The sequence below is a fragment of the Enterobacter cloacae complex sp. S3 genome, assembly GCF_014930495.1.
Taxonomy (GTDB): domain Bacteria; phylum Pseudomonadota; class Gammaproteobacteria; order Enterobacterales; family Enterobacteriaceae; genus Enterobacter; species Enterobacter asburiae_B.
In genome coordinates this window covers 1-16,508 of sequence record NZ_JADBRD010000005.1, presented here as the reverse complement: position 1 = coordinate 16,508, position 16,508 = coordinate 1, and the positions used below count along the sequence as shown (strand labels likewise).

General features: G+C 55.3%; 17 protein-coding genes and 1 tRNA gene. 13 read left to right on the top strand and 5 right to left on the bottom strand.

Annotated features, from left to right (window positions below; all coding sequences use genetic code 11):
• Positions 1–51: 51 nt before the first annotated feature.
• The gene (locus IM317_RS01140; protein ID WP_032660097.1) at positions 52–795 is read left to right on the top strand and encodes an SDR family oxidoreductase; all 744 of its coding nucleotides are present in this window, start codon (positions 52–54) and stop codon (positions 793–795) included.
• A gap of 72 nt (positions 796–867) precedes the next feature.
• Here IM317_RS01140 and bglA read toward each other — a convergent pair whose 3' ends face one another.
• Both bglA and IM317_RS01130 read right to left on the bottom strand, forming a co-directional pair.
• Positions 868–2,301, bottom strand: a complete 1,434-nt coding sequence (bglA, locus tag IM317_RS01135; protein WP_033146593.1) for a 6-phospho-beta-glucosidase BglA — start codon at positions 2,299–2,301, stop codon at positions 868–870.
• Between the two features lie 116 nt (positions 2,302–2,417).
• Positions 2,418–3,149 (bottom strand): MurR/RpiR family transcriptional regulator, encoded by a 732-nt coding sequence (locus IM317_RS01130; protein WP_029739204.1) that lies wholly within the window; start codon positions 3,147–3,149, stop codon positions 2,418–2,420.
• A gap of 51 nt (positions 3,150–3,200) precedes the next feature.
• Between IM317_RS01130 and yqfB the strand changes: the two genes are divergently transcribed.
• Together yqfB and IM317_RS01120 are read left to right on the top strand one after the other, a co-directional pair.
• On the top strand, positions 3,201–3,512 hold the full coding sequence (gene yqfB, locus IM317_RS01125; protein WP_033146592.1) for a N(4)-acetylcytidine aminohydrolase: 312 nt from the start codon (positions 3,201–3,203) through the stop codon (positions 3,510–3,512).
• A gap of 165 nt (positions 3,513–3,677) precedes the next feature.
• Positions 3,678–4,337: a hemolysin III family protein gene (locus IM317_RS01120; protein WP_033146591.1), complete on the top strand. Its 660-nt coding sequence runs from the start codon at positions 3,678–3,680 to the stop codon at positions 4,335–4,337.
• 74 nt (positions 4,338–4,411) lie between these two features.
• Here the strand turns inward: IM317_RS01120 and ygfZ are convergent, their stop codons facing one another.
• A complete protein-coding gene (gene ygfZ / locus IM317_RS01115) occupies positions 4,412–5,392 on the bottom strand; it encodes a tRNA-modifying protein YgfZ (protein ID WP_033146590.1) in 981 nt (326 codons plus the stop codon).
• Between the two features lie 294 nt (positions 5,393–5,686).
• Between ygfZ and sdhE the strand changes: the two genes are divergently transcribed.
• Both sdhE and IM317_RS01105 read left to right on the top strand, forming a co-directional pair.
• A complete protein-coding gene (sdhE, locus tag IM317_RS01110; RefSeq protein WP_010435322.1) occupies positions 5,687–5,953 on the top strand; it encodes an FAD assembly factor SdhE in 267 nt (88 codons plus the stop codon).
• Entirely contained in the window at positions 5,934–6,344 is a 411-nt protein-coding gene (locus IM317_RS01105; RefSeq protein ID WP_021242050.1) for a protein YgfX, read from the top strand. The genes sdhE and IM317_RS01105 overlap by 20 nt, the downstream gene beginning before the upstream one ends.
• 6 nt (positions 6,345–6,350) lie before the next feature.
• Here the strand turns inward: IM317_RS01105 and fldB are convergent, their stop codons facing one another.
• A complete protein-coding gene (gene fldB, locus IM317_RS01100) occupies positions 6,351–6,872 on the bottom strand; it encodes a flavodoxin FldB (RefSeq protein WP_023309099.1) in 522 nt (173 codons plus the stop codon).
• 101 nt (positions 6,873–6,973) lie between these two features.
• Between fldB and xerD the strand changes: the two genes are divergently transcribed.
• The 5 genes from xerD to lysS all read left to right on the top strand — a co-directional run bounded on the left by xerD (position 6,974) and on the right by lysS (position 13,067).
• Positions 6,974–7,870, top strand: coding sequence for a site-specific tyrosine recombinase XerD (xerD, locus tag IM317_RS01095; protein ID WP_023309098.1), 897 nt, complete (start codon positions 6,974–6,976; stop codon positions 7,868–7,870).
• Positions 7,871–7,898: 28 nt separating this feature from the next.
• Complete coding sequence (gene dsbC, locus IM317_RS01090; protein ID WP_029740340.1) at positions 7,899–8,612, top strand: bifunctional protein-disulfide isomerase/oxidoreductase DsbC; 714 nt, start codon at positions 7,899–7,901, stop codon at positions 8,610–8,612.
• A gap of 5 nt (positions 8,613–8,617) precedes the next feature.
• Positions 8,618–10,351, top strand: a complete 1,734-nt coding sequence (gene recJ / locus IM317_RS01085) for a single-stranded-DNA-specific exonuclease RecJ (RefSeq protein WP_033146589.1) — start codon at positions 8,618–8,620, stop codon at positions 10,349–10,351.
• Between the two features lie 90 nt (positions 10,352–10,441).
• Positions 10,442–11,540 (top strand): peptide chain release factor 2 gene (gene prfB, locus IM317_RS01080; RefSeq protein WP_120785282.1). Its coding sequence is split into 2 segments (ribosomal slippage): positions 10,442–10,516 and positions 10,518–11,540, totalling 1,098 coding nucleotides; the frame shifts between segments, so codons are not numbered across the junction.
• Positions 11,541–11,549: 9 nt separating this feature from the next.
• The gene (gene lysS / locus IM317_RS01075; protein ID WP_013098608.1) at positions 11,550–13,067 is read left to right on the top strand and encodes a lysine--tRNA ligase; all 1,518 of its coding nucleotides are present in this window, start codon (positions 11,550–11,552) and stop codon (positions 13,065–13,067) included.
• A 38-nt stretch (positions 13,068–13,105) separates the two neighbouring features.
• Here the strand turns inward: lysS and idi are convergent, their stop codons facing one another.
• Complete coding sequence (gene idi / locus IM317_RS01070; RefSeq protein WP_033146588.1) at positions 13,106–13,648, bottom strand: isopentenyl-diphosphate Delta-isomerase; 543 nt, start codon at positions 13,646–13,648, stop codon at positions 13,106–13,108.
• A gap of 163 nt (positions 13,649–13,811) precedes the next feature.
• Here idi and actS point away from each other — a divergent pair, with 163 nt between their 5' ends.
• From actS to IM317_RS01055, 3 genes are all read left to right on the top strand, one after another.
• Entirely contained in the window at positions 13,812–14,555 is a 744-nt protein-coding gene (gene actS, locus IM317_RS01065) for an amidase activator ActS (protein ID WP_033146587.1), read from the top strand.
• Between the two features lie 80 nt (positions 14,556–14,635).
• Positions 14,636–14,709 (top strand) — tRNA-Gly (locus IM317_RS01060).
• A gap of 422 nt (positions 14,710–15,131) precedes the next feature.
• Positions 15,132–16,508: ShlB/FhaC/HecB family hemolysin secretion/activation protein (locus tag IM317_RS01055; RefSeq protein ID WP_193362460.1), on the top strand; the 1,377-nt coding region annotated here is incomplete at its 3' end.

Below are 16,508 nucleotides of genomic sequence, written 5' to 3'. Positions count from 1 at the left end.
AAGGCCGGGTAAGGCGAAGCCGCCACCCGGCTTTTTTATTGGGAGAAGAAAATGGCAATAGCACTGGTCACCGGCGCCAGCCGGGGCATTGGGAAAGCCACCGCGCTGCAGCTGGCGCGCGAAGGCTACACCGTGGCGGTGAACTATCACCACAACATTAAAGCCGCGACGGACGTGATCAACCAGATCGTTGAAGCGGGCGGTAAAGCCTTTGCCGTCCGCGCGGATATAAGTGATGAAGCCCAGGTGCTGGCGATGTTTGACAGCCTCGATCGTGAAGGCGAGCCGCTTCGTGCGCTGGTCAATAATGCGGGCATTCTGTTTGAGCAATCCACTATCGAGAACCTCTCCGCTGAGCGCATTAACCGCGTCCTGGCGACCAACGTCACGGGCTACTTTCTCTGCTGCCGGGAAGCGGTAAAACGCATGTCCTTCAGGCATGGCGGCAAGGGTGGGGCGATAGTGAACGTCTCTTCCGCCGCGTCGCGCCTGGGCGCGCCGGGTGAATATGTGGATTATGCCGCGTCCAAGGGGGCGGTCGATTCGCTGACAACCGGGCTATCGCTGGAAGTGGCGGCGCAGGGCATTCGCGTCAACTGCGTGCGTCCGGGTCTGATTTATACCGATATTCATGCGTCCGGCGGAGAGCCGGGGCGAGTGGATCGCGTGAAATCCTTGCTGCCGATGCAGCGCGGCGGCCAGCCGGAAGAGGTGGCGCAGGCGATTGTCTGGCTGCTGAGCGAGAAGGCGTCGTACGTAACGGGCAGTTTTATTGAGTTGGCGGGCGGGAAGTAAACCCCTCTCCCAAAGGGGAGAGGGGATCAATCGTAGGCCGGTGCAAGCGTAGCGCCGCCCGGCGTTACGGCGTTAAAGTTTCTCGCCGTTGCTGGCAATCACTTCCTTATACCAGTTAAAGCTCTTCTTGCGGGAACGCGACATGTCGCCCGTGCCGTCGTCGTGCTTGTTCACGTAGATAAAGCCGTAGCGCTTGCTGTACTGGCCGGTGGTGAACGACACGCAGTCGATGCAGCCCCATGGCGTATAGCCCATCAGATCCACGCCGTCGTGCGTCACGGCTTTGATCATCTCTTCCACGTGGGCACGCAGGTAGTCGATGCGATAGTCGTCGTTGATGCTGCCGTCCTCTTCCACCTTATCGTAGGCGCCGAACCCGTTTTCCACGATAAACAGCGGCTTCTGATAACGTTCGTACAGTTCGCACAGGGAATAGCGCAGGCCTACCGGATCGATCTGCCAGCCCCAGTCGGACGCCTTCACGTGCGGATTCGGCACGCTGCCTTCGAAGCCGGAAATCGCATCGCCGGTCCCGCCTTCCGCTTTCACCGCGTTGGTCATGTAGTAGCTGAAACCTAAGTAGTCGCAGGTACCTTCACGCAGGATCTGCTCATCGCCTGCCTCCATTTTGATGGAGAAGCCGCGGCGCTCCCACTCGTTCAGCACGTAGGACGGGTAGTAACCACGCAGCTGGACGTCGGTAAAGACATAGCGCTCGCGCATGGATTCCTGGGCGAACATCACGTCTTCCGGTTTGCAGGAGAACGGATAGAGCGCCACCATCGCCAGCATGCAGCCAACTTTCATCTCAGGGTTGATGCGGCGCGCGGCTTTCACCGCCAGGGCGCTGGCCACAAACTGGTGGTGCAGGACCTGGTACATGGTCTCTTCCGGATTGTCATGTTCGGTATAGACCACGCCCGAGCAGCAGTAACCGAACAGCGGCGCGCGCCAGTTACGCTGGTTATTGATTTCGTTGAAGGTCATCCAGTATTTGACCTTGTTTTTGTAGCGCTCAAAAACCACTTCCGCGAAGCGCACGAAGAAATCGACCACTTTACGGTTGGTCCAGCTACCGTACTCCTGTACCAGGTGCAGCGGCATTTCGAAGTGGGAGAGGGTGATCACCGGTTCGATGTTGTATTTCAGCAGCTCGTCGAACATGTCGTCGTAGAACTTCAGCCCCTCTTCGTTTGGCTGCGTTTCGTCACCTTTCGGGAAGATGCGCGTCCAGGCGATAGAGGTGCGGAAGCACTTGAAACCCATCTCGGCAAACAGCTTGATGTCTTCTTTATAGTGGCCGTGGAAGTCGATGGCCTCGTGGTTTGGGTAGTATTTACCCGGCACTACTTCCTGGGTGATTTCGCGCGGGACGCCGTGCGCACCGCCGGTCAATACGTCACAAATGCTTGGCCCTTTGCCGCCTTTGTTCCAGCCGCCTTCAACCTGGTGAGCGGCAACCGCGCCGCCCCATAAAAAATCTTTTGGTAAGGTTAATTTTTTCATCGCTGCTCTTCTCAATAAATGGCTTATTGGCATCGAGTCTAGCAAAGCGAAATTGAATGTCACGATATAACAATTCACAGTAAATGTGATTTGTTACATCAAAAAAACAGGGTGTTTTATTCTGTAAGTTTCTTCGCCAGTTTACGTCCGAGAGACTCCAGAATATAAATGACGGGAATTTGCGTGGTGATGTCGTAGACGCCTGCAATACGCGTCTGAGGAACATGCCAGGAGAGATTAAAGTCCGCCAGTTTTGCGAGACGCGAGTGCTCGTGGCTGGTTATCGAGAGCACCTTGCAGTGATGCAGGCTGAACTGGCTGGCGAAGCGCAGGATCTCCTCGGTCTCGCCAGAGACGGAAAGCACAATCGCCAGCGCATTTTTCGCCATATCATTGGTGACCGGGAAATAAGGGTCATCAATATGGTTACTGAATTTCCCGATATTAGAAAAGAAGCGTGCGCCATATTTTGCCAGCGAACCCGATGTTCCGGCACCGACAAATATAATTCGCTCTGACGATAAAATAATATCAACCGCATTATCTAATAGCGCATCGAACTCTTCATTATTCACGCTTTTAAAAAAGCTGATAATTTCGCTGGCACCGAAATTTGCCTGCTGGGGCTCGTTCTGTTCAAGATAAAGCTTAAAGCGCACCCGAAATTCAGAATACCCTTCGCAGTTAAGCTTGCGGCAAAAGCGCAGGATGGTCGTGGTTGAGACGTCTGCCGCATCCGCCAGCTCGCGGATGGTCATGTACATCACTTTGTCACGATTTTTTATGACATAGTTGTAGACCATCATCTCCAGGTTATTGAGACTGGCAATGGCGGAATGGGAGAACATGCTCACAATGGCTACACTCACTCATCAGACTTTTCTTCAGGGAATAATAACATGCAGCCAAACGACATCACTTTTTTTCAGCGCTTTCAGGACGACATCCTGGCCGGACGTAAAACCATCACTATCCGGGATAAAAGTGAATCCCATTTCAAAACCGGCGATATCCTGCGGGTGGGGCGTTATGAGGATGATGGTTATTTTTGCACCATCGAAGTAACAGGAACGTCAACCGTTACGTTCGACACATTGACGCAAAAACATGCTGAACAGGAGAACATGACCCTGGATGCATTGAAAAGCGTGATCGCAGAGATCTACCCCAGGCAGAACCAGTTTTATGTAATTGATTTTAAATGTTTATAATTTAAATCGAAACGCACGTTCGCTGAAATTAAAGTGTAACTGTCTGATTGTAATTTAGAAACGTTATGTTTAACTTTATTTTAGCTAACAGGTGTTCACTGGAATCATTCTCAGTTAGCATAGTTATGCGATGAATAATCATCTTTTGTTTTCCCGGAGTTTTGTATGGTGAGCAGACCATTAATCGCACAGGGATATTCGCTGGCTGAGGAAGTAGCCAACAGCATCAGCCACGGCATTGGCCTGGTGTTTGGGATTGTCGGTTTAGTGTTATTGCTGGTGCAGGCGGTGGACGCCAATGCCAGCGCGATGGCCATTACCAGCTACAGCCTGTATGGCGGGAGTATGATCCTGCTGTTCCTGGCGTCGACGCTGTATCACGCGATCCCGCATCAGCGGGCCAAGATGTGGCTCAAGAAATTTGACCACTGCGCTATCTATCTTCTGATTGCAGGCACTTACACACCGTTTTTGCTGGTGGGGCTCAACTCACCGCTGTCGCGTGGCCTGATGATTGTTATCTGGAGCCTGGCACTGCTGGGGATCCTGTTTAAGCTGACCATCGCGCACCGGTTTAAGGTGCTGTCACTGGTCACCTATCTGACAATGGGCTGGCTGTCGCTGATTGTGGTGTATCAACTGGCAATCAAACTGTCGGTAGGGGGCGTGACGCTTCTGGCCTTAGGAGGCGTGGTGTACTCGCTCGGCGTGATTTTCTACGTCTGCAAGCGCATCCCGTACAACCATGCCATCTGGCACGGCTTTGTGCTGGGCGGCAGCGTATGCCACTTTTTGGCGATCTATTTGTACGTGGGGCAGGTGTAGTTTTTTCCATCGTGCGGGCGGTTGCCCTCACTCCGGCCCTCTCCCACAGGGAGAGGGAGGGCACCTGGATACGATTACTCTTCTAACGAATATGGCAACGGCTCGATGCTCAGCGTGTTCGCATCGTCACGCACGCGGAACACGCTGTCGGCTTCCATGTCGTTGTTCATGACGGCCTGTACCAAAAGACGTCCATCATCGAGCTGTACGGCGGCTAACACGGTGCCGGTGCGGCGCCAGTTATCACCCATCTTCAGCTCTAAGTCTTCACCCGCTTCAGGTACACGGCTGGCATGGCCCGCCAGCGTCCACAGCGCTCGTTTGTTAGCTCCGCGGAATTTTGCACGCGCCACCATCTCCTGGCCGGTATAACAGCCCTTTTTAAAGCTGATACCCCCCAGCGCCTGCAGGTTCGTTGCCTGAGGAATGAACTGCGCGCTGTTTGCGGCGTCAATCACCGGCAGACCCGCTTCGATATTCAGCGCCAGCCACTGCTGACTGTTGTTGAGCTGCGCTTCGCCGCGCAGCGCTTCTGTCACGCGTTCGGCCGTTGCCGCATCCGTGACTAACAGGAAACGCTCCGCAGGGTGTTCAAACCACAGGATGGAGGTCGCGCCTTCGCTGACCACCTGCTTTTCTGCATCCGGCAGTTCGCTGAAGAGATTTTTCAGCGCCGCACGCGCCTGAAAACCGGCCACTCCCAGCAGGACATGTTCGTCGTCCGGGGCGATAGTGACTTTGGAGAAGACCGCGTACTTCTTCAGCTCTTTGAGCTGGGCCTCTTGCAGGCTGCGGCGCTCAATAAAGGCAAAGCCGTCCTGACGGCGGAAGAGTCGCAGGTTGCTCCACATTTTGCCTTTTGGGTCGCAATGCGCGGCCAGCAGGTGCTGGTGTTCGGTCATCTGGCTGACGTCGGCGGTCACCTGGCCCTGCAGATATTTTTCGGCGTCGGCACCGCTGAGCGTTGCCAGCGCCCAGTCATCAAGAGAAATAAGCGTCAGCGGCAGACGCGCAGAGGCGGCGGGCTGGCGAGGAGAAAATGGTGTAAATGCCATAACGATATCCTGAATTGCTTAACGCTTTGATAATGCCTAATGGTAAAAGAGCCTGCAGGCAATGCAAGCGCTTTCAACAGACCATTTGTGCCCTAAACCGGTTATGCGTAGCGCTACGCAAAATAATGTAATCCGCTGTCTTTGTAGGGATTATTCTGGAAGCCTGCTCGGCGATCGCAATATTCCAGTAATGAAACGGTCAAAAACACGTTACACTAGCTGGTGTCCCCGTAGAGAAATAAAGAACACTGAACGGGGTACCGACTGTGCCAAACGTAATGCAGGAAACTGAACATGGATATTAACAACAAGGCCCGTATTCACTGGGCGTGCCGTCGCGGCATGCGTGAACTTGATATTTCCATCATGCCTTTCTTCGAATATGAGTATGACAGCTTAAGCGATGATGATAAGCGTCTGTTTGTTCGCCTGCTTGAGTCTGACGATCCGGATTTATTCAACTGGCTGATGAACCACGGCAAACCCGCCGACACCGAGTTGCAACGGATGGTGCAATTAATTCAAACACGGAATCGGGAACGTGGTCCTGTGGCAATCTGATCTTCGCGTCTCGTGGCGCTCGCAGTGGATGTCTTTATTGCTCCACGGCCTGGTTGCGGCCTTTGTTTTGCTGATGCCGTGGCCGCTGAGCTATACGCCGCTGTGGCTGCTGTTACTGTCGTTTGTCGTTTTTGACAGCGTACGCAGCCAGCGTCGCATTAATGCCCGTCAGGGAGAGATTAAATTACTGATGGATTCCCGCCTTCGCTGGCAGGGTAAAGAGTGGGATATTCTCGGTATGCCCTGGATGCTCAACTGCGGCATGATGTTACGGTTACGCAAGGTGGACGGCGGGCGTTGCCAGCATCTGTGGCTGGCGGCTGACAGTATGGATGCTGCCGAGTGGCGAGACCTGCGCCGGATGCTGTTGCAACAGACGACGCAGGGGTAATGCGCGTTAGCTAAACTTTTCAGCCATTTCGCCCAGAATCTGCTCGCACCAGCTTTGCAGGCGCTCATCGCTGAGATCGTACTGGTTGGTTTCATCCAGCGCGAGTCCAACAAACAGCTCGCCGTCGGCAATAATCGGTTTTTTACTGGTGAACTCGTAACCTTCGGTTGGCCAGTAGCCGATAAACGACACTCCTTTCGGCGCCAGCTTGTCATGCAGCATGCCGAGCGCGTCCAGGAACCATTCCCCGTAACCCAACTGATCCCCCATGCCGTACATGGCAATGATTTTGCCGTCGAGATTGACCGAATCGAGTTGATCCCAGATGGCTTCCCAGTCTTCCTGTATCTCACCAAAATCCCAGGTTGGGATGCCAAGGATCAGGACATCGTACTGTTCCATCAGCGCGACCGCGTCATCTTTCAGGTTATGCAACGTCACCAGTTCCGGGCCAATGATGTCGCGAATTTTCTCTGCCGCCATTTCGGTGTAGCAGGTGCTGGAACCATAGAACAGACCAATATTCATCGCGTAACTATCTCAATTCTTGCTTTGACTTTGCGCGTAGTGTACCAGAAACCGGTCGCAATCAGGCATAATGGCCTGACTGCAGAATCAAAGGGGCTGATGTGGAAAAGGATCTCGCACTGATCGAACAGTTTCTCGACGCGCTGTGGCTGGAGAAAAATCTGGCCGAGAATACCCTCAGCGCCTACCGTCGCGATCTCACCATGCTGGTGGAGTGGCTTGCGCACCGGGGGTTATCCCTTGCGAGCGCGCAGCGTGACGACCTGCAGGCGCTGCTGGGGGAACGTATCGCTGGGGGCTACAAAGCCACCAGTTCCGCGCGTTTGCTCAGCGCCATGCGTCGGCTGTTCCAGCACCTCTACCGTGAGAAGATTCGCGAAGACGATCCCAGCGCGCTGCTGGCATCTCCTAAGCTTCCGCAGCGGCTCCCAAAAGATCTCAGCGAAGCACAAGTTGAGAGATTATTACAGTCACCGGCTGTTGACCTGCCGCTGGAGTTACGCGATAAAGCCATGCTTGAGCTATTGTATGCTACCGGCTTGCGCGTTTCGGAACTGGTTGGTCTGACGATGAGCGACATCAGCCTGCGTCAGGGCGTGGTGCGCGTCATTGGTAAAGGCAACAAGGAAAGGCTGGTTCCGCTGGGTGAAGAGGCGGTTTACTGGCTGGAAACGTACCTGGAGCACGGTCGTCCGTGGCTGCTCAATGGTACGTCTATCGACGTCCTGTTTCCGAGCCAGCGCGCCCAGCAGATGACGCGGCAAACGTTCTGGCATCGCATCAAGCATTACGCCACACTGGCGGGTATCGATAGTGAAAAGCTTTCGCCGCACGTATTGCGTCACGCCTTCGCGACGCATCTGTTAAACCACGGCGCTGATTTACGCGTGGTGCAGATGCTGCTGGGCCACAGCGATCTTTCCACGACGCAAATTTATACCCATGTCGCGACGGAACGCCTGCGGCAGCTACACCAACAGCACCACCCTCGTGCGTGAGTGTCGACGAATTGTAACAGGATCACATATGAAAAAGTCTTTCGCGCTGTTCACCCTGCTGGCAGCCTCATTTACCGGTTTCGCCCATGCGGACGATGCCGCCATCAAACAGTCGCTGGCTAAGCTTGGCGTCACCGGTAGCGATATTCAGCCTGCACCGGTTGCCGGCATGAAAACGGTACTGACCAACAGCGGTGTGCTGTACGTCACCGAAGACGGCAAACACATTATTCAGGGGCCAATGTACGACGTCAGCGGCGCGCAGCCGGTGAACGTCACCAACCAGCTGCTGATGAAAAACCTGAACGCGCTCGAAAAAGAGATGATCGTCTATAAAGCGGCGCAGGAAAAACACGTTATTACCGTTTTCACCGACATCACCTGCGGCTACTGCCACAAGCTGCATGAAGAGATGAAAGACTATAACGCGCTGGGCATTACCGTGCGTTACCTGGCCTTCCCGCGCGCGGGCGTGCAGAGCCAGCCAGAGCAGGACATGAAGGCTATCTGGTGTGCGAAAGACCGCAACAAAGCGTTCGACGACGCGATGAACGGCAAAGGCGTTAAGCCGGCCTCCTGCGACATTGATATCGCTAACCACTATGCGCTCGGCGTGCAGTTTGGCGTGAGCGGTACGCCAGCGATTGTCCTGAGCAACGGCTATGTTGTTCCGGGCTATCAGGGACCAAAAGAGATGAAAGAGTTCCTCGACGCGCACCAGAAACAGTTTGGTGGTAAATAATCCGCGTGAAAGCCCCGATAAAATTGCGCCGCCGCGAGGCGGTTGAACCCGTTGATTTACCGGACGATCTCCCGGCGCTGCTTAAGCGTCTCTACGCCAGCCGCGGCGTGCGTCGCGCTGAGGATCTTGAACGCAGCGTGAAAGGGATGCTGCCCTGGCAGCAGCTGAGCGGTATCGAAAAAGCTACCGAAATGCTCTACAACGCGCTTCAAGAGGGAACGCGGATTGTGGTGGTGGGCGATTTCGACGCCGACGGCGCAACCAGCACCGCGCTGAGCGTGCTCAGCCTGCGCGCGCTGGGCTGCGATAACGTCACGTATCTGGTACCGAACCGTTTTGAAGACGGCTATGGCCTCAGCCCGGAAGTGGTCGATCAGGCCCACGCCCGTGGTGCACAGATGATCATGACCGTCGATAACGGGATCTCCTCCCATGCGGGCGTCGATCATGCTCACGCGTTGGGGATCCCGGTGCTGGTCACCGATCACCACCTGCCGGGCGAAACGCTGCCCGATGCGGAAGCGATTATTAACCCCAACCTGCGCGACTGCGATTTCCCGTCGAAATCCCTCGCAGGCGTGGGCGTAGCGTTTTATCTGATGCTGGCGTTACGGACCCTGCTGCGCGATAAGGGCTGGTTCGACTCTCGCGGTATTGCCGTACCGAACCTGGCCGAATATCTCGATCTGGTGGCGCTGGGCACCGTCGCGGACGTGGTACCGCTCGATACCAATAACCGCATTTTGACCTGGCAGGGCCTAAGCCGCATTCGGGCGGGCAAGTGCCGTCCGGGGATCAAGGCGCTGCTGGAGATTGCCAACCGCGATCCGCTCAAGCTGGCTGCCAGCGACCTGGGCTTTGCTCTCGGGCCGCGTCTTAACGCAGCCGGAAGGCTGGACGATATGTCCGTCGGCGTGGCGCTGCTGCTGTGCGACAACATCGGTGAAGCGCGCGTGCTGGCCAACGAGCTGGACGCGCTGAACCAGACACGCAAAGAAATTGAGCAGGGGATGCAGGCCGAAGCGCTGACCCTGTGCGAAAAGCTTGAACGCAGCGGCGATACGCTGCCGGGCGGCCTGGCGATGTACCATCCTGAGTGGCACCAGGGCGTGGTCGGCATTCTGGCGTCGCGCATTAAAGAGCGTTTCCACCGCCCGGTGATCGCGTTCGCCCCCGCAGGCGACGGCACGCTGAAAGGCTCAGGCCGTTCGATTCAGGGTTTGCACATGCGCGACGCGCTGGAGCGTCTCGATACGCTGTATCCGGGTCTGATGATCAAGTTTGGCGGCCATGCGATGGCGGCGGGCCTGTCGCTGGAAGAGGCGAAGTTCGACGAGTTTCAGCGGCTGTTTGGTGAACTGGTCACCGACTGGATTGATCCGGCCCTGCTGCAGGGGGAAGTGGTGTCCGATGGTGAGCTTTCACCGCTTGAGATGACGATGGACGTGGCGCAAATGCTCCGCGATGCCGGTCCGTGGGGGCAGATGTTCCCGGAACCGCTGTTTGACGGTCGTTTCCGTCTGCTGCAGCAGCGCATCGTCGGCGAACGTCATCTGAAAGTGATGGTCGAGCCCATGGGCGGTGGACCGCTGCTGGACGGCATTGCCTTCAACGTTGACACGGCGGTATGGCCGGACAACGGCGTGCGCGAGGTCGAGCTGGCGTACAAACTGGACATCAACGAGTTTCGCGGTAACCGCACCCTGCAGATCATCATCGACAATATCTGGCCAATTTAGCGGCAGTAATCTCTATAAAAAAGGGCGTGGATTCGGTACAATCCCGCTCTTATCACCGCATTTTGACAAGTCCATAAAAGAAAACAGACCATGTTTGAAATTAATCCGGTAAAAAACCGTATTCAGGACCTCACGGAGCGCTCTGACGTTCTTAGGGGGTATCTTTGACTACGATGCCAAGAAAGAGCGTCTTGAAGAAGTAAACGCCGAGCTGGAACAGCCGGACGTCTGGAACGAACCTGAACGCGCACAGGCGCTGGGTAAAGAGCGTTCCTCTCTCGAAGCTATCGTAGATACGCTGGATCAAATGGCTCAGGGGCTGGAAGATGTTTCCGGTTTGCTGGAGCTGGCCGTCGAAGCCGACGACGAAGAAACCTTTAACGAAGCCGTGGCAGAACTCGACGTGCTGGAAGAGAAGCTGGCGCAGCTGGAATTCCGTCGTATGTTCTCCGGCGAATACGACAGCGCTGACTGCTATCTCGATATTCAGGCAGGTTCTGGCGGCACCGAAGCGCAGGACTGGGCCAGCATGCTGACGCGTATGTACCTGCGTTGGGCAGAAGCGCGCGGCTTCAAAACCGAAATTATCGAAGAGTCTGAAGGTGAAGTCGCGGGTCTGAAATCCGTCACCATTAAAATCATTGGCGATTACGCCTACGGCTGGCTGCGTACCGAAACCGGCGTTCACCGCCTGGTGCGTAAGAGCCCGTTCGACTCCGGTGGCCGTCGTCATACCTCCTTCAGCTCCGCGTTTGTTTATCCGGAAGTTGATGAAGATATTGATATCGAAATTAACCCGGCGGACCTGCGTATCGACGTTTATCGCGCATCCGGCGCGGGTGGTCAGCACGTTAACCGTACGGAATCAGCGGTGCGTATTACCCACATTCCTACCGGGTTGGTAACACAGTCCCAGAACGACCGTTCCCAGCATAAGAACAAAGACCAGGCCATGAAGCAGATGAAAGCGAAGCTTTATGAGCTGGAGATGCAGAAGAAAAATGCTGAGAAACAGGCGATGGAAGACAACAAGTCCGACATCGGTTGGGGCAGCCAGATCCGTTCTTACGTCCTTGATGACTCCCGCATCAAAGACCTGCGTACCGGGGTTGAAACCCGCAACACGCAGGCGGTGCTGGACGGCAGCCTGGACCAATTTATCGAAGCAAGTTTGAAAGCAGGGTTATGAGGAACCAACATGTCTGAACAACAAGCACAGGGCGCTGACGCGGTAGTCGATCTTAACAACGAACTGAAAACCCGCCGCGAGAAGCTGGCAGCGCTGCGCGAGCAGGGCGTGCCGTTCCCGAACGATTTTCGTCGTGACCATACCTCAGACCAACTGCACGCTGACTTCGACGCTAAAGAGAACGAAGAGCTGGAAGCGCTGAACATCGAAGTGGCCGTTGCAGGCCGCATGATGACCCGTCGTATCATGGGTAAAGCCTCCTTCGTGACCTTGCAGGACGTTGGTGGCCGTATTCAGCTGTACGTTTCCCGTGACGACCTGCCGGAAGGCATCTACAACGAGCAGTTCAAGAAGTGGGACCTGGGCGATATCCTGGGCGCGAAAGGTAAACTGTTCAAAACCAAAACCGGTGAACTGTCTATCCACTGCACCGAGCTGCGTCTGCTGACCAAAGCCCTGCGCCCGCTGCCGGACAAATTCCACGGCCTGCAGGATCAGGAAGCGCGCTATCGTCAGCGCTACCTGGATCTCATCTCTAACGATGAATCCCGTAAGACCTTCAAAATTCGCTCCCAGATCATGGCCGGTATCCGCCAGTTCATGGTCAACCGCGACTTTATGGAAGTGGAAACCCCAATGATGCAGGTGATCCCTGGCGGCGCGTCTGCGCGTCCGTTCATCACCCATCACAACGCCCTGGACCTGGACATGTACCTGCGTATCGCGCCGGAACTGTACCTGAAGCGTCTGGTGGTCGGTGGTTTCGACCGTGTGTTCGAAATCAACCGTAACTTCCGTAACGAAGGTATCTCCGTTCGTCATAACCCAGAGTTCACCATGATGGAACTCTATATGGCGTATGCGGATTACAAAGATCTGATCGAGCTGACCGAATCCCTGTTCCGCACCCTGGCGCAGGACATTCTGGGCACCACGCAGGTTCCTTACGGTGAAGAAGTCTTCGACTTCGGCAAGCCGTTCGAAAAACTGACCATGCGCGAAGCGATCAAGAAATACCGTCCGGAAACCAATATGGCGGACCTGGATAACTTCGATTCTGCGAAAGCGATCGCGGAAAGCATCGGTATCAAGGTTGAGAAGAGCTGGGGTCTGGGCCGTATCGTGACCGAGATCTTCGAAGAAGTGGCCGAAGCGCACCTGATTCAGCCGACCTTCATCACCGAATACCCGGCTGAAGTCTCTCCGCTGGCGCGTCGTAATGACGAGAACCCGGAAATCACCGATCGCTTCGAATTCTTCATCGGCGGCCGTGAAATCGGCAACGGCTTTAGCGAGCTGAACGATGCGGAAGACCAGGCTCAGCGCTTCCAGGATCAGGTTGACGCGAAAGCGGCAGGCGACGACGAAGCGATGTTCTTCGACGAAGACTACGTGACCGCGCTGGAGCACGGTCTGCCACCAACGGCGGGCCTTGGGATTGGTATCGACCGTATGGTCATGCTGTTCACCAACAGCCACACCATCCGCGACGTGATCCTGTTCCCGGCGATGCGCCCGGTGAAATAAGGCGTTAAGATGTAAAAAAAGCCCCGAAAGGGGCTTTTTTATTGCGCCGCGAAGGCTTTGAGTTTTTCGCGGGCGGTTGTCGCTTCCATGACCATCCACGGGCTAAAGGCCCAGGGCGTCGCGTCCAGCGCGCGGAATAACGCGTCCAGCTCCACCCACTGATAGTCCATCACTTCATCTTCGTTTATCGTCACGTCATTGGTGATGCGGGCCGCGAAGACCGGGCAAATTTCGTTTTCCACAATCCCCGACGGGTCGGTTTCCCGATAGCGAAATTCAGGGGCGACGGCGGTGATATCGGTCAGCTCAGCGCCCACTTCAAAGCGGCAGCGGCGGATTATCGCCTGTATCGTCTCTTCGCCGGACTGCGGGTGGCCGCAGACGGAGTTGGTCCAGACGCCGGGCCAGGCTTTTTTGGTTAAGGCGCGCCGGGTGATCAGACATTCGCCGTTTGCGTTAAAAAGCCAGGAGGAGAAAGCCAGATGCAGCGGGGTATGTAAGGTGTGCGCGGCATATTTTTCCTGAGTGCCAATCACCATTCCCTGGTCGTTTACCAAAATAACGTGTTCTTGAATACTCATTGATGCTCCAGTGCCAAAATGCCGAGTGGTTCAGCACCATCAGCCGGATCATTATACGGCATTCTTATACGAACGGTTTGGCGCGTAGAGCGGAAAAGGGCATGACCCATATTCGTTTTGGCTGTTATCATAGTGCGCCATTCACGCTGACCGAGGATCTGTTTTGTTTGCAGGAAGCCTGACGAGAAATCCCATCACCGCCATTTTTTGCCTGACGCTGACGCTATTGCTGGCGGGCTGTTCAGGGAGCAAATCTTCGGATATGGGCAGCTATTCCGGTTCGGTCTATACCGTTAAGCGCGGGGATACGCTATACCGGATTTCGCGCGCAACGGGAACCAGCGTGAAGGATCTGGCGCGGCTGAATAACCTCTCTCCGCCCTACACCATCGAGGTGGGGCAGCAGCTGAAGGTTCGCGGCGGATCGTCCTCGGGCAAAAAATCCTCTTCGAAAGGCAAAACCGCCAAAGTGACGCCGTCCTATCAGGTGCCGCAATCATCATGGCCGCCGGTTGGACAGCGCTGCTGGATTTGGCCTGCCAGCGGTAAAGTGGTCGCCCCTTACTCACTTTCTGAAGGTGGCAACAAGGGTATTGATATCGCCGCTGCACGTGGTACGCCGGTTTATGCCTCCGGGGCCGGGAAGGTGGTTTACGTGGGTAACCAGCTGCGCGGCTACGGTAACCTGATCATGATTAAGCATGGCGAAGACTACATCACGGCCTATGCGCACAACGACACGATGCTGGTCAACAACGGGCAGGACGTCAAAGCCGGGCAGAAAATTGCCACCATGGGCAGCACCGGTACGGATGCGGTGAAGCTGCATTTCCAGATTCGCTATAAGGCGACTGCCATCGACCCGCAGCGTTATCTGCCTGCGCCCGGCAGCAAACCGAAGTGCTAAGTGATTATTTTATCGCCGGTTAGTTGTTAAGAGGCTTGTATGAAGGTGCGTAAGGTCTATAATGCCATACGCACCTCAAAGCGGGCGTAGTTCAATGGTAGAACGAGAGCTTCCCAAGCTCTATACGAGGGTTCGATTCCCTTCGCCCGCTCCAGCTTTTCCTGATGTTATCTTCCTTTGCCTGTTTTTATCCTGTCCACGCTTTCCCATACAGATATCGTCATGCTGTTGATTGATAACTTCAAAGACGTTATCGCGCGAGCCCCATATTCAGCACTGAATTATCAGACTCCATCAGAGTTTGCAGCACGATGAGTACGACGGGTAATTTAATCAGCACTACTCGCTGACGTTTACATCTCATTATTGGGAAGGTTAGTTAATATTTTGTGAAAGAAGGAACCATGATCGAATAATAAAGCTTTCAGAAACTACACTCTTCTTTATCACGGATTTTTATTTTTTTAGACTTAACGCAAATATTACTACTAATTATAGTAGCCCTCTTTTTGAGACTATTCTCTATTGCGTCGGAGCTGGCATAATTAAGAAAACCAAAAAATATTATCCTTTTATATGCGCTATTACAGCAAAGCCGTCTTTTTTTGCTCGTTATTTTTTTGCTCTCTGAGCCATGCAGCCCCCCTTACTCCTGCTGACCGGGACACCGTGCGTCAGCAGCAGGAGGAACTGTTATTAAAGAACCAGCAACAGCGTGAAGAGCTGGAGCGGAGTATTCCTCGTCCCGCGCCTGCCAGGCCTCTGCCTGCAGCCGGCGCCGGGCCCTGCTTCACCATTGATACCATTACCCTCTCCGGCACGACCCTCATTTCCCCGAAAACGCGGCAGGCCCTGGTTGCGCCGTGGCAGGGCCGCTGTCTGGATATGGCGAAAATAACGGAGCTTCTCGCCCGTATTTCTGACTGGTATATCAGCCGGGGATATATCACCAGCCGCGCCTTTCTTACCGAGCAGGATCTCTCCGGCGGTCAGCTGAATATTGTGGTGCTGGAAGGACGGCTGGAAGCGATCCGTCTGGAAGGTGAAACGCCGCGCATGCTGAAAATGGCGTTTCCGGGACGGGTGGGCGGTATCCTTAATTTACGCGATATCGAACAGGGGATGGAGCAAATTAACCGTTTGCGCGCCGAGCCGGTTCAGATTGAAATTCTGCCGGGAACGCAGGCCGGATATTCCATCGTTAATCTCACGGGCAAGCCGGAATTTCCGTTAAGTGCATCCGTGAGCCTGGATAATAGCGGGCAGAAGAGCACCGGTGAAAACCAGCTGAGCGGCGTGCTCACCGCCAATAATATGCTGGGGCTGGCGGATAAATGGTTTGTCAGCGGCGGGCGCAGCAGCGATTTTGCCAGCGCGTACGATGCGCAGAATTTCCAGGCGGGCGTCAGCGTGCCGTCTGGCTACGGCCTGCTGGACTACAGCTACGCCTGGAGTAACTACCGGACCACCATCAGTAACCAGGGGTTCAACTGGCTCTCCACGGGCGATACGAAAACCCACCGCCTTAACGCGTCCTGGGTGGTTTTCCGCAACGGGGAGGTCAAAACCGGCATTGCGGCGGGCGTGGTTCAGCGCTCCAGCCGCAACTGGCTTAACGACGCGCCGCTTAAGAGCAGCACGCGCAACCTCTCGAGCCTGGTCCTGGGAATTACCCACACGCAAAAAATGCTGGGCGGCGTGGCGACCTTTAACCCGACCTGGAGCCACGGCATGCCGTGGTTCAATGCCGAAACCGACGAAAATAAATCCGGGGATATGCCGCGGGCAGAGTTCCGCAAATGGAGCCTGAACGCCAGCTTTCAGCGTCCAGTCGCCCGTAACGCGTGGTGGCTGACCAGCGCCTACGGCCAGTGGTCGCCCGACCGGCTGTACGGCGCCGAGCGCCTGACGCTCGGCGGCGAAAGCTCCGTGCGCGGTTTTAAAGAACAGTAC